Here is a 12,446-nt window from a genome sequence, read left to right on the forward strand (position 1 = left end):
CGTGCATCGTTTTGGTTCCTATGGTTCTCGCAGTCGCTGTCCTGTACTTCCCGGGAGGAAACGTTAATGCGCGCCTTTACCCCGACCGAGCTTGCCGACCGCCTCGGCTCCGGGCTGCTGTCGTTTCCCGTCACCCACTTCACCCGTGACCTGGCGTTCGACGAGGCCGCCTACCGGGAGAACATCGGCCGCCTGGGCAAGTACGAGATCGCCGGTCTGTTCGCCGCCGGCGGGACGGGGGAGTTCTTCTCCCTGACCCCGCAGGAAGTCGGCACCGTGGTCCGAGCCGCCGTCGGCAGCGCGCCCAAGGGCACCCCGATCCTCGCCCCGGCCGGACACGGCACAGCGCAGGCGGTCGAGATGGCCCGCGACGCCGAGGCGGCCGGCGCCGACGGCCTGCTGCTGTTCCCGCCCTACCTCACCGAGGCATCCGCGGACGGCCTCACCGCTCATGTGCGCGCGGTCTGCGAATCCACTTCGCTGGGCGTGGTGCTCTACAGCCGTGCGAATGCCGTGTACACATCGGACACCGTGGCCGCGGTCGCCGACACCTGCCCCAATCTGATCGGATTCAAGGACGGTGTCGGTGATCTGGAGGAGATCACCCGGATCCACTCGCGTCTCGGCGACCGCTTGGTCTACATCGGCGGGCTGCCGACGGCGGAGACGTTCGCGCTGCCGTACCTGGAGTTGGGTGTCACGACCTACAGTTCGGCGATCTTCAACTTCCTGCCCGAGTTCGCCCTGGCCTTCTACGGCGCGGTGCGGGCGGGGGACCGGACGACGGTGCGCCGGCTGCTCGACGAGGTCGTGCTGCCTTACACCACGATTCGTGACCGTAAGGCGGGCTACGCGGTGAGTATCGTCAAGGCCGGTATGGATCTGGCTGGACATCCGGCCGGTCCGGTGCGGCCGCCGCTGACCGATCTGGACGATCCCGAGCGTGAACTGTTGGCCGATGTCATCGAGGCATCGCGCACCGCCGTCGTCTGACGCCACCGATCCGATGAAGCGCAAGGAGCCACTCGTGTCCGCTCTCCCCCGGACCAGCCCTGCCGGTGTCATGGTCATCGGAGCCGAACCCGTCATCGGCACGGGTGAGGAGATCCGGTCCGTCGATCCCCGTACCGGCGAGGCTCTCGATCCTGGCTACCGCGCGGCGTCGGTCGAGCACATCGAGCGGGCATGCGCACTGGCAAAGCAGGCATTCACGGCTTTTCGGGCGACCACTGCCGAGCGGCGTGCCGGATTCCTCGAGCGCATCGCCGATCTGCTCGACGAGCGTCGGGATTCACTGGTCGAGTGCGCCCACACCGAGACCGCGCTGCCTCGTCCGCGGCTCACCGGCGAAGTCGGTCGCACCAGCGGTCAGCTGCGCCTGTTCGCCGCGGAGCTGCGGGCCGGCACCTGGCAGGGTGCCCGCATCGATCCGGCACGGCTCAACCGCGAACCGCTCCCGCGCGCCGATATCCGGCAGCGCCGGATCGCGCTCGGTCCGGTCGCGGTGTTCGGCGCGAGCAACTTCCCACTGGCCTTCTCCACCGCCGGGGGCGACACGGCATCCGCGCTGGCCGCCGGGTGCCCGGTGGTCGTCAAGGCGCATCAGGCGCATCTGGGTACCGCGGAGCTGGTGGCGCGGACGATCGCCGAGGCGGCGGCTGACACGGGTATGCCCGAGGGGGTGTTTTCCCAGCTCGTCGGCGGTGGGACCGAGGTGGGCGCCCGACTCGTCAGAGATCCGAGGATCCGTGCCGTGGGTTTCACCGGGTCCCGCGAAGGCGGGCTGGCGATCGCGGCCATGGCGGCGGATCGGCCGGTGCCGATCCCGGTGTACGCGGAGATGAGCAGCATCAATCCCGTGCTGCTGCTACCCGCGGCGCTCGAATCCCGCGGCGCCGGGCTGGGCGCCGCGTTCGCCGGATCGCTGACGCTCGGCGCCGGGCAGTTCTGCACCAACCCCGGTCTGGTGCTCGCCATCGAAGGACCGGGCCTCGACACGTTCACGAGGGCCGCGGCCGACGCCGTCGCCGCCGACGCCGGAGCCACCATGCTCACCACGGGCATCGCCGACCACTACGCCGCCGCCGGTGACGCCCTCGCGGCCCGGGACGGCGTCGATGAGTTCGCACGTGGCAGCCGGCCCGACAGCGCGGCTTGTGGCCGCGCCCGGCTGCTGACCGTCGACGGTGCTCGGTTCGCCGCCGATCCGGCGCTACAGGCCGAGGTCTTCGGCGCGACATCGCTGCTCGTCCGCTGCGCGGACACCGCGGAGCTGACCGCGGCGGTGGAGACGTTGGAGGGCCAGCTCACCGCGACCGTGCACGCCGATGAGGCCGATCATCCACTCGCCGCGAAGCTGCTGCCGCTCCTGGAGGAGCGAGCGGGCCGGATCCTGTTCGACGGCTGGCCCACCGGAGTGGAGGTCGGACACGCGATGGTGCACGGTGGACCGTTCCCGGCCACGACAGACCCTCGAAGTACTTCCGTCGGAACGCTCGCGATCGAGCGTTTTCTGCGGCCCGTAGCCTATCAGGACGTGCCGACCGCGCTGTTGCCTGCTGAGGTTCGTGACGAAAATCCGCTTGGTGTGTGGCGCCGACTCGACGGTGAACCCAGTCGAGACGCGCTCGCCGTCGACAGCGCCGATTGACCGGTCGGCCGGGTGAGGCGATATCCACCTGGCCAAGGTCCGGCCCCGCCGGCCATGCCCGCGACTGCCCAGTGGCAACCCTTCCAATGTTGTGAGGACGTAATGACACCGCGATGGCTCTCGCCGCCCCCCTCGCCGCGCCGGATACCGGCCGCGTCGCCGCTCCCCGCCACAGGCTCCTGTTGGCGCCCGTACCCCCACCCGGTGGCCACGGCCCTGTCCGCGCACGGCGCGCCCTGTGACGGGAGGTCCCGCCATGGCCTCTCCTGAAGTCAGTGAAGTCGGCTCGGACGGCCTGCGTCAGTCCCCGCCCGAGGCGGCGCTTGGCGGACCGGCGATACCCAAGTCGAAAATGTTCAGCCGTGACTCGATCGTGGTTGGTGCGAAGGCGGTCGCGGGCATCGTCGGCCTCTTCGTCGTGTGGCAGCTGGTGGTGATCATCTTCAGCCCGCCGGAATACCTGGCGGTCGGGCCGATCTCGGCCTTCGACGAGCTGATCAAGCGGCCCGACTACTTCGCGAGCAACACCTGGGTCACGTTGCAGGAGGCGCTTGCCGGGTTCGCGCTCGGCACCGCGCTCGGGATTCTGTGCGGCGCGGTGCTGCATTACTCGCCGACCGTGCGCAGTTTCCTCTACCCCGCGCTCATCGCGATCGACACCATCCCCAAGGTGGCGCTCGCGCCGCTGTTCATCGTGTGGTTCGGGTTCGGCTTCGAGTCGAAGGCGTTCGTCGCGATGGCCATCGCGTTCTTCCCCCTGGTGATCAACACCTATGACGGCCTGAGTTCGGTACCCCACGAACTGCAAGAACTCGCACGGATCAACAAGGCGTCGCCGTGGAAGAAGATGACGAAGATCGATTTCATCTACGCAATCCCGTCGATCTTCTCCGGGGCGAAGATCTCCATCTCGCTCGCTGTGGGTGGGGCGGTCGTCGGTGAGTTCATCGCCGGTTCCAAGGGGTTGGGATATGTCATCCTCCTCGCCAACAGCCAGGTCGACCTCCCGTCGATGTTCGCGGCCTTCATCGTGCTCGCCGCCATCGCCCTGGCGTTGTTCTTCATCGTCGACTTCGCGGGACGAAAGCTGGTCCCGTGGAAGAACCACGCGAAGTGACCGCGGGAATCGGAGACTCGAATGCGTAACTCGATTCGCAGGATCGCCGCGATCGGCGGGGCGGCGCTCCTCCTGTCCGTGTCGGGCTGCGCGGGCAACAGCGGGAAGAATTCGATGACCCTCATGCTCGACGTGGGGTACCTGCCGAAGCACGCGCCGTTCTTCTCGGCTGTCGAGCGGGGTTTCTTCAAGGAGGAAGGCCTCGACGTCACGGTCATGCCGGGGTCCGGTTCGACCAACACGGTCACCTCCGTCGTCACCGGCAAGGTCGACGTCGGCTGGGCGGACTTCGGCGCCACGGTCACGGCCCAGGGCAGGGGCGTCAAGGTCAAGCAGGTCAACCTCCTCCAGGCCAGGTCCGCCTACGCGGTCGTCGGCCTCGCGGGCAGCGGAATCAAGGGGTGGGACGACCTCCGGGGCAAGACAGTCGCCACCGAGGGCGGTGGTGCGATGACCGCGATGTGGCCGTTCGCGATGAGCAAGCTGGGGCTCAAGGAGGGCGATGTCAACGTCGTCTCCGCCTCGAGCGCATCGAAGATCCCCGGACTGTTGGCCGGGCAGTGGGACGCCAACCTCGCCCTGTATGTCTCCGACCAGCCGGCCATTGACGCACTCGGCCGGAAGGCAGTCGTGCTGAAGTGGTCCGATCTCGGCATCAACCTCTACGGCAACGGGATCGTCGTCTCCGACGAGAAACTCAAGAACGATCCCGAGCAGGTGCGGCGGTTCAACCGGGCGATGCAGAAGGGCTATCTGTGGGCGTGCCGGCACCCGGCCGACGCCGCGAAGGATTTCCAGAAAGAGGTCTCGGGCTACGAAGCCAGGACCATCACCCTCGCGATCCGCGCGCAGTGCGGTCTCAACTGGGGCACCGGTAAGTCGGCGAACCAGTTCGGCGTCATGGACGACGCCGGCGCCCAGAAATCGATCGACGTCGCCCGTCGGTTCCTCGGCCTGAACCCGGAGGCCAATCTCACGCCCAAGGACGTGTACAGCAACTCCTACCTGGAGCCGCTGCACGCCAACGAGAAAATCCAGGCGCCGTGACGGCCGGACGGAGAATCACATGAACAACGAGTACGCCATCTCGGTCAACAACGTGGGAAAGACCTACCGATCCCGGGACGGCCAAGACAACACGGTGCTCAAAGGGCTGGACTTCCATGTGAAGCCGGGACAGTTCGTCTCGATCGTCGGACAGTCCGGCAGCGGGAAGACCACACTGCTCAAGACGATCTCCGGCCTCCAGGAGCCCACCGAGGGCGAAATCCTGGTCAAGGGGCGGCCGATCCGTGACGGGATCGAGGACATCGCGATGGTGTTCCAGAGCCCCGTGCTCCTGCCGTGGCGCAACAACATCGACAATGTGCTCCTGCCCCTGGAATTCCGCGGCACCCGCACCGACGAGTCACGGCGCTACGCCCAGGAACTGCTCGAGATGGTGGGTCTTGGCGGCAAGGCCAAGCACTACTCCTACGAGCTCAGCGGCGGGATGCAGCAGCGGGTGGCCATCTGCCGCGCGCTGGTCTCCCGCCCCGAACTGCTGCTCATGGACGAACCCTTCGGCGCGCTCGACGCCATGACCCGCGATTCGATGAACTTCGAGATCCAGCGCATCTGGCAGACCACGGGGTGCAGCGTCCTGTTCGTGACCCACAGCATCTCCGAGGCGGTCTGGCTCGGCGACCGGGTGGTCGTCGTCGGCGACCGCCCCGGCCGGATCGTCGCCGACATCGCGATCGACTTCCCGCGGCCCCGGGGCAAGGAGCACCGGTTCTCCACGGCCTTCTCCGACTACACAACGGAAATCGAATCCCACATCGGAGTCGTGACCGGAATCAGCTGACCGCCGCAGGCCCGGACGCCGACACCGAAATCGACATCATAGGAGCACCGCACCCATGCTGAGCCTCACCGCAGACGCCTCGCAGGTCGAAGCGACCTACGGACTCAACGCACGCAAGAGCCTCCTGTTCTCCGCGATCCGCCTCGACTCCTACCCGCTCGTCGCACCGTTGATCGCACAGACCGACAAGGGCCAGTACCTGCTCGTGCGCCAGCAGGAGCAGGGCAACGCCCTCTCCGCCGGGGTCCCGAAGGACCAGATCAAGTTCTACGCTCCCTGGGTCACGATCGACCCCCGGGTCGTCGCCGACACCCCCGCCTCGGCGTCCCTGACGAGCCTGGTGCAGGAACTCTCCGGCGGCGCCGCGGTGAGCCTCGCCGCCGACGTCGTCTACAGCCACTACCGCGCGCTCTCCGGCTCCGTCGAGCTCGTCGTCGCCGACCAGGACCCCACCGCCGTCACCGCATACGAGCTCGACCTCGAGGAAGTCTTGGCGAGGTTCGCGGGGTGGCGCGAGACGGGCGTCCGCACCGCGCGGCGGCTCATCGAGAACGTCGAACACCTCTCCGGTCTGGCGGAGGAGTTCACCGCCGGTGCGGACAGCCGGTTCTCGGCGCTGAAGACGCTCGTCGGGGACCGCTCTCTCGACGCGCTGCTCCTCGCCGCGCCCCCCAACTTCACCGAGGCGACCGGGTTGGCGCAGCCGGATGGCGCGGTCGGCCTGTGGCTGGCCGGTTCGGACAAGCTGATCGTGCTGGCGCCCGAGGGAACCTCCGGGGTCTCCGGGGCGGCCATCGGCCAGTTCCCGTCCATCGGCGCCGCCGTCCGGGCTCTGGCCGGTGGCGTACGGACCGGGGTCGAGGACGAGTGGATCAGCGTCGGCCTGGCCCGCGAGCTCGAGCGCGAGGGAGCGGAACTGGTTCCGGTCTCGGCAGACCTCGGCCACTGGCGGGACATCCGCGACCACGAGGACCTCGCCTTCCAGGTCGTCGCCGCGCGGGCGAGCGTGTTCGCCATCGAGGAGGCGCTGGCCTGGGCGGAGGAGGGTCTCGACGCCGGCCGTTCGTTCACCGAGCTCGACATCAACGCGGTGTACCTCAAGAAGATCGCCGAGTTCCGCACGGTGAACGAGATCCCCTTCGGTATCGAGCCGTACTTCACCAACCTCCACTCGTCGAACCGGATGCTCTTCCCCGGCCCGCCGGTGGACTACCCGATCAACGACGAGACGACATGCATCCAGCTCGACGCCGGTGTGCGCATCGTGTTCGACGGGGTCAACGTCGCCACCTCCGACATGGCCCGCTCGCTGCCCCGCACCGCGGCCGCGAAGGAGGCGTACGGCTTCTTCTTCGACGTGGTGCGTGAGGGCATCATCGGGCAGCTCAAGCCCGGTGTGGTGTGCGAGGACGTACATGAGGGGACCTTGCGCTACCTGGCGCCGCACCTCGACCGGATGGTCCAGATCGGGATGCTCGGGACGGACGTCGACTTCAACACGGAGTACCGCAAGCGCAACGTCGGCCACCTCATGGGCAAGCAGGAGTCGTTCGCCAACGAGCTCCGGCCCGGCTACAAGCACATCCTCGGGGTCGGTTCGTACGGCGCCGCCGAGATCCCTTGGCGCTACGAGAACGCGGCGATCGGCACCGAGGATCTCTGGTACATCGGACGCGACCGCACCTACATCCTGAGCAAGCGATGACGGCTGTTCACTCGTCCGACTCGTTGAACTGGGATGCGACATGACTGATGTGCAGGAGCGCCTCACGGCGCTGTCCATCGAGCTTCCGGTGCTCGGTGCGCCCCGCTACGCGTACGAGGCGACCTCCCGATGGGGCGATCTGCTCTTCGTGTCCGGCCAGATCTCACGGACCGCCTCGGGCGAGATCCTACGGGGCTGCTTGGGAGCCGATGCCACCGTGGCCGACGGGGTGACCGCCGCGAGAACCGCCGCGCTCAACCTCCTGGCGCGGGTGGACGACGCGGTCGGCCTCGACAATGTGGAGCGGATACTGAAGCTCAACGCGTGGGCCACGAGTTCACCCACCTTCGTGGACCAGCCGTCGGTGATCGACGGGGCTTCGCGGCTGTTGCTCGACGTCCTGGGCGACGCGGGCCGTCACGCTCGAACCGCCTTGCCGGCCCATGTGCTGCCGCAGGGCGCGCTGGTGGAACTCGACGCCACGATCGCCATCCGCGGTTAGGAAGCGTATTTGGTTGTGATCAAGGACCGGCCCGTGGGAGGTCCTTGATCCGATCATCGAGGTGCGGAGACGAAGGCCGGCGAGGCGGCTCCCGATCCGGAGCGTATGCGACGTCCGGTCAGCTGGGCGGAGTATAGCGTCCGTCGATCGCCGTCCAGCCTCCGTCCACGAAGAGCTGGCTCCCCGTGACGAAGGAAGACGCGTCCGACGCGAGGTAGACGACGGCGCCGGCCAACTCGTCCGCCCGGGACCAGCGGCCCAGGGCGCTCTTGTCGGCGTAGGCATCCGACCACTCCGGCACCGCCCTGATCTGCGCGGTCAGTGGTGTCTCCACGACGCCCGGGGCGATGGCGTTCACCCGCACGCCCGACGGACCCAGCTCGGCCGCCGCGGTCCGCAGCAGCTGGACGAGGCCCGCCTTCGTGGCCGCGTACACTCCCTGGCCCGGCTCGACGGCCACCGCGCGGATCGAGCTGAAGCCGATGATGCTTCCCGCGCCGCGTTCGGCCAGCGAAGCGCGATGGGCGACAGGGGAACCGCTCGGGCCCATCGACGGCGTGCCCGTGACGCTCAAGGAGAACGTCGCCCGCAAGGGGGTCCCGATGCCCTCGGGCAACGCGGGGACCGAACCGGTCGTCCCCGAGGCGGACGCGCCCATCACCGCGCGGGTCCTCGAATCCGGCGGTGTGATACTCGGATCGACCGTGATGCCGGACTGGGGCATGCTCTCCTCGGGCGTCTCCAGCCGGCACGGCATTTCGCGCAGCCCCTGGAACCCTGACTGGACGACGGGCGGCTCCAGCTCCGGCGCGGGGGCCGCGGCCGCCGGGGGATACGGTCCGCTCCACGTCGGCACCGACATCGGAGGATCGATCCGGCTGCCGGGCACCTGGCTGGGCCTCGCCACGCTCAAGCCCAGCTACGGGAGGATCCCGCTGGACACCCCGTACCTGGGGCGTGCCGCCGGGCCCGTGACCCGCACCGTGGCGGACGCGGCCCTGTTCATGGGCGTCCTGAGCCGACCGGACCCCCGGGACTGGACGAGCCTGCCGCCGCAGGACATCGACTGGTCGGCGCTGGACGGCGAGGTGCGCGGACTGCGGGTGGGAGTGCACCTGGACGCCGGCTGCGGGGAGTCGTGCGACGCCGAGATCCTCGCCGCGGTGCACCGTGCCGCCGCGGTCTTCGAGGCGGCGGGAGCCGTCGTGGAGCCGGTCGGGCCGTTTATGACCCAAGAGCTCCTGGACGACCTGGATCTGTTCTGGCGGGTGCGGTCCTGGAACGACTTCCGCGCGCTGGAGCCCGAGGCCCGGCTGCGCGTCCACCCCCACATCATCCGATGGTGTCAGGGCGGCGCCGATGTGCCGGGCACCCGGGTTCTCCAGTGCTACCAGCAGGTCATGCGCATCCAGGCGCGGACCGTGGCGGCCACGCTCCCCTACGATCTGGTGCTCTCGCCGGTGGCGCCGGTGGCGGCGTTCCCCGCCGAGCGGCCGATGCCCTTCCCGGAGGACGAGAAGACCATGGCCCACATCGGCTTCACCGCGCCGTACAACATGTCGGGCCAGCCGGCCGCGACCGTCAACTGCGGCTTCACGGCGGACCGCCGGCCCATCGGGGTGCAGATCGCGGGCCGCCGTTTCGACGACCCCGGCGTCTTGAGGGCGGCGGCGTGGTACGAACGGAGCCGGCCTGCCGAGGCGGTCCCGCGCTGGCCGGACCACACCCATGGGGCGCCCACGGGGGAGAAGACGACATCGACCACGCCCGAAGGGGAGAAGCCTTGAGCGACGGGGCACAGTTCCGGCAGGTCTTGCCGGTACGGCTCTACCAGCGCATCGTCGAGCAGATCGAGCAGGCGATCGTGCGCGGTGACCTCAAGCCCGGTCAACGGCTGCCCAGCGAGCGGGAGTTGGTGACGCAGTTCGGGGCCAGCCGTCCCACGGTGCGCGAGGCGTTGCGCGTGCTGGAGAGCGACGGCCTCGTCCGCTCCCGCCCGGGTGACCCGAACGGCCCGGAGATCCTGCCCTTCTCGTCGGCCGGCCTGACCAAGCAGATGACCCGGCTCGTCCAGTTCGACAATGTGTCGATGGCCGAGTTGATCTCGTTCCGCATGATCCTCGACGGGTCGGCGAGCTCGCTGGCGGCCCGGCTGCGGTCCGAGGAGGAACTGTCCGTGATGGAACGGACGATCGCCGTCATGTCGGATGCGATCGAGGCGGGTTACGAGGAGTTCGGCAAGGCCGACGTGGCGTTCCACGAGGCGGTGGCCGTCGCCAGCCGCAACTCCCTCATCGAGGTCTGCAACCAGGTGGTCAGGGGCGCGGTCCTCGCGCTGATCTCGGACAAGGTCGCCCATGCGCACAACAGCGCGGCGCTCATGCGGGAGTCGCTCCGCCACCATCAGGAGGTGCTGGAGGCGATCCGGGCAGGGGACGGCCGGGCGGCGGCGCGCATCTCGCGGCGCAAACTCTACGAGTACTACGCCGGCTACGTCCCGGAGAACGAGCGGGGGCCGCTGCTCGCGCTCGTGGACGACGAGGAGAGCTGACCCCCGGCCCCTCCCGCCTGGCGCGGGAGGCCGCCTCCCTCGGCCCGGTCGTCGGCCGCCGCACTCACCGGTCTTCGCGCCGCCGCGGGTCAGACGTAGAAGCGGGACAGACTCCGCACCACGGCCGCGGGCTTCGTGCCGCCGTCCACCTCGATCGTGCCGTCGACGGTGATCTGGACGCCGCCGGGTACGTCCTCGACCGCGGTGAGCCGGGCCACGAGCCGGATGCGGGATCCGGCCTTCACCGGTGCCGGGAAGCGCGCCTTGTCCAGGCCGTAGTTGACCTTGGTGGTCACGCCCCGTACCTGAAGCAGTTGGCTGAAGAGGGGGATGAACAGGGACAGCGTGAGGTAGCCGTGCGCGATCGGCGCGCCGAAGGGGCCCTGAGCCGCCCGCTCGGGGTCGGTATGGATCCACTGGTGATCGTCGGTGGCATCGGCGAAGGTGTCGACGCGGTCCTGTGTGACCTCGATCCACTCGCTGGTGCCGAGGTCGCCGCCGGCGAGCTTCTTCAGTTCGTCCAGGCCGTTGACGGTGATGCTCATGAATCGGCTTCCTGTTCGGGGGCGGGGGCGCCGTAGCGGTCGCGCACCCGGGACTTGAGGAGTTTTCCGGAGGCGGTGCGCGGAAGGTCGTCCGCGACCACCACCGACTTGGGGATCTTGTACTTGGCGAGCCGCTCTGACAGCGATGCCAGCACCTGCTCCGGGTCGAGTTCGGCGCCCGCCGCCGGGACGACGACCGCGCGGGGCACCTCGCCCCATCTGTCGTCCGGGACTCCGATCACCGCGCATTCGGCGATGCCCGGGTGGGTGAGGAGGAGGTCCTCGATCTCGGCGGGATAGATGTTCTCGCCGCCGGAGATGATCATGTCCTTGAGCCGGTCGACGATATACACATAACCGTCTTCGTCGACCCGGGCCGCGTCCCCGCTGCGGAACCAGCCGTCCGCGAAGGCGGTCTCCGTCTCCTCCGGCAGCCCCCAGTAGCCGGACATCACATGGGGTCCGCGCACCACCACTTCGCCGGTCTCGCCGGGGCCGACCGGGGTGAGGCCGGGCCGTACGACCCGTACGTCACTGAAGAAGTGCGGTACGCCTGCCGAGCCCGCCTTGTCGGCGGCGTGCTCGGCGTCCAGGAAGAGTGCGCCGGGCGCCGCCTCGGTCATGCCGTAGCCCTGGAGGAAGGTGAGCCCGCGCTTCTGGTAAGTGGCGATGAGCGGGGTCGGCACCGGTGATCCGCCGCAGGTGAGGATGCGGAGCGAGGACAGGTCGGCGTTCGCCCACCGGGGATGCCGGGCCACCTGGTCGAACATCGTCGGCACTCCGAACATGAAGGTGATGCGATGCCGTTCGAGCAGGTCGAGGGTGGTCCCCGGATCGAAAGCCTCCACCAGGACACAGACGCCGCCCTTGAGCAGCACCGGCAAGGTGATCATGTTCAGACCGGCGGTGTGGAACAGCGGGGCGGACACCAGGGCGCGTTCGTCGGCGAACAGGTCCTGGTCGACCAGCACATTGACGGCGTTCCAGGTGATGTTGGCGTGGGTGAGCATCGCCCCTTTGGGGCGGCCGGTCGTCCCCGAGGTGTACATGATGAGGCAGACGTCGTCGGGGGCGACCGGTTCGTCGATCGGCTCGGCCGGTGCGGCTGCCAGGATCCGTTCGTATGCGTCGCCGATCTCCACGCGGGTCCGTACATCGCTGTCGGCCGGCAGCCCGGCGACGAGCCCGGCGTGTGCCGCGCCGTGGATGAGGGCCTTGGCGCCTGAGTCGGCGAGCTGGTAGGCGATCTCGGGGCCGGTGAGCCGGGTGTTGAGGGGGACGAAGACGGCACCGAGCAGGCCGGCGGCGAACAAGGTCTCCAGGTAGGCGGGGTGGTTGGGGCCGAGGTGGGCGACGCGGTCGCCACGCCTGATGCCCCGGGCGCGCAGGGCATGGGCGAGGCGGGTGGTGCGTAGGTGCAGGGCGAGGTAGTCGGTCGACTGCTCGCCGTGGATCAGGGCCGTGCGGTGCGGGGTCTTGCGGGCCCGGCGTGCGGGCCATGACCCCAGTCCCTCGTTGCGCATCCGACAC

General features: G+C 69.0%; 12 protein-coding genes. 9 read left to right on the forward strand and 3 right to left on the reverse strand.

The features are described 5' to 3' along the window. The first annotated feature begins 66 nt into the window (after positions 1 to 66). From kdgD to NQU54_RS05440, 7 genes are all read left to right on the forward strand, one after another. Entirely contained in the window at positions 67 to 993 is a 927-nt protein-coding gene (kdgD, locus tag NQU54_RS05410; protein WP_257630010.1) for a 5-dehydro-4-deoxyglucarate dehydratase, read from the forward strand. A 34-nt stretch (positions 994 to 1,027) separates the two neighbouring features. Continuing rightward, positions 1,028 to 2,650 carry an aldehyde dehydrogenase (NADP(+)) gene (locus NQU54_RS05415; RefSeq protein WP_257630011.1) on the forward strand — a complete coding sequence of 541 codons (1,623 nt, stop codon included), beginning with the start codon at positions 1,028 to 1,030 and terminating at the stop codon, positions 2,648 to 2,650. 256 nt (positions 2,651 to 2,906) lie between these two features. Next, on the forward strand, positions 2,907 to 3,767 hold the full coding sequence (locus NQU54_RS05420) for an ABC transporter permease (RefSeq protein WP_257630012.1): 861 nt from the start codon (positions 2,907 to 2,909) through the stop codon (positions 3,765 to 3,767). Positions 3,768 to 3,788: 21 nt separating this feature from the next. Further along, positions 3,789 to 4,814 (forward strand): ABC transporter substrate-binding protein, encoded by a 1,026-nt coding sequence (locus NQU54_RS05425; RefSeq protein WP_257630013.1) that lies wholly within the window; start codon positions 3,789 to 3,791, stop codon positions 4,812 to 4,814. A 19-nt stretch (positions 4,815 to 4,833) separates the two neighbouring features. Beyond that, entirely contained in the window at positions 4,834 to 5,613 is a 780-nt protein-coding gene (locus tag NQU54_RS05430) for an ABC transporter ATP-binding protein (RefSeq protein WP_257630014.1), read from the forward strand. Between the two features lie 55 nt (positions 5,614 to 5,668). Continuing rightward, positions 5,669 to 7,318 carry a M24 family metallopeptidase gene (locus NQU54_RS05435; protein WP_257630015.1) on the forward strand — a complete coding sequence of 550 codons (1,650 nt, stop codon included), beginning with the start codon at positions 5,669 to 5,671 and terminating at the stop codon, positions 7,316 to 7,318. Between the two features lie 40 nt (positions 7,319 to 7,358). Continuing rightward, on the forward strand, positions 7,359 to 7,820 hold the full coding sequence (locus NQU54_RS05440) for a RidA family protein (protein ID WP_257630016.1): 462 nt from the start codon (positions 7,359 to 7,361) through the stop codon (positions 7,818 to 7,820). Positions 7,821 to 7,938: 118 nt separating this feature from the next. Here the strand turns inward: NQU54_RS05440 and NQU54_RS05445 are convergent, their stop codons facing one another. Beyond that, on the reverse strand, positions 7,939 to 8,394 hold the full coding sequence (locus NQU54_RS05445) for an SDR family NAD(P)-dependent oxidoreductase (protein WP_257630017.1): 456 nt from the start codon (positions 8,392 to 8,394) through the stop codon (positions 7,939 to 7,941). On the opposite strand from NQU54_RS05445, the gene NQU54_RS05450 reads away from it, so the two are divergent. Both NQU54_RS05450 and NQU54_RS05455 read left to right on the forward strand, forming a co-directional pair. Then, positions 8,306 to 9,607 carry an amidase gene (locus NQU54_RS05450; protein WP_257630090.1) on the forward strand — a complete coding sequence of 434 codons (1,302 nt, stop codon included), beginning with the start codon at positions 8,306 to 8,308 and terminating at the stop codon, positions 9,605 to 9,607. The genes NQU54_RS05445 and NQU54_RS05450 overlap by 89 nt on opposite strands. Further along, positions 9,604 to 10,371, forward strand: coding sequence for a FadR/GntR family transcriptional regulator (locus NQU54_RS05455; protein WP_257630018.1), 768 nt, complete (start codon positions 9,604 to 9,606; stop codon positions 10,369 to 10,371). The genes NQU54_RS05450 and NQU54_RS05455 overlap by 4 nt, the downstream gene beginning before the upstream one ends. An 89-nt stretch (positions 10,372 to 10,460) precedes the next feature. Here the strand turns inward: NQU54_RS05455 and NQU54_RS05460 are convergent, their stop codons facing one another. Together NQU54_RS05460 and menE are read right to left on the reverse strand one after the other, a co-directional pair. Beyond that, complete coding sequence (locus NQU54_RS05460; RefSeq protein WP_257630019.1) at positions 10,461 to 10,916, reverse strand: MaoC family dehydratase; 456 nt, start codon at positions 10,914 to 10,916, stop codon at positions 10,461 to 10,463. Further along, a complete protein-coding gene (gene menE, locus NQU54_RS05465; protein ID WP_257630020.1) occupies positions 10,913 to 12,439 on the reverse strand; it encodes an o-succinylbenzoate--CoA ligase in 1,527 nt (508 codons plus the stop codon). Before menE ends, NQU54_RS05460 begins: the two co-directional genes overlap by 4 nt. Between the last annotated feature and the right edge of the window lie 7 nt (positions 12,440 to 12,446).

Source organism: Streptomyces malaysiensis subsp. samsunensis (assembly GCF_024519315.1).
Taxonomy (GTDB): domain Bacteria; phylum Actinomycetota; class Actinomycetes; order Streptomycetales; family Streptomycetaceae; genus Streptomyces; species Streptomyces malaysiensis.

What these genes read in the sequence shown, in the direction of transcription:
- kdgD (WP_257630010.1), top strand. Translation starts at nt 67, where the DNA reads ATGCGCGCCTTTACCCCGACCGAGCTTGCCGACCGCCTCGGCTCCGGG.
- NQU54_RS05450 (WP_257630090.1), top strand. Translation starts at nt 8,306, where the DNA reads ATGCTTCCCGCGCCGCGTTCGGCCAGCGAAGCGCGATGGGCGACAGGG.
- menE (WP_257630020.1), bottom strand. Translation starts at nt 12,439, where the DNA reads ATGCGCAACGAGGGACTGGGGTCATGGCCCGCACGCCGGGCCCGCAAG.
- NQU54_RS05430 (WP_257630014.1), top strand. Translation starts at nt 4,834, where the DNA reads ATGAACAACGAGTACGCCATCTCGGTCAACAACGTGGGAAAGACCTAC.
- NQU54_RS05440 (WP_257630016.1), top strand. Translation starts at nt 7,359, where the DNA reads ATGACTGATGTGCAGGAGCGCCTCACGGCGCTGTCCATCGAGCTTCCG.
- NQU54_RS05460 (WP_257630019.1), bottom strand. Translation starts at nt 10,916, where the DNA reads ATGAGCATCACCGTCAACGGCCTGGACGAACTGAAGAAGCTCGCCGGC.
- NQU54_RS05420 (WP_257630012.1), top strand. Translation starts at nt 2,907, where the DNA reads ATGGCCTCTCCTGAAGTCAGTGAAGTCGGCTCGGACGGCCTGCGTCAG.
- NQU54_RS05435 (WP_257630015.1), top strand. Translation starts at nt 5,669, where the DNA reads ATGCTGAGCCTCACCGCAGACGCCTCGCAGGTCGAAGCGACCTACGGA.
- NQU54_RS05425 (WP_257630013.1), top strand. Translation starts at nt 3,789, where the DNA reads ATGCGTAACTCGATTCGCAGGATCGCCGCGATCGGCGGGGCGGCGCTC.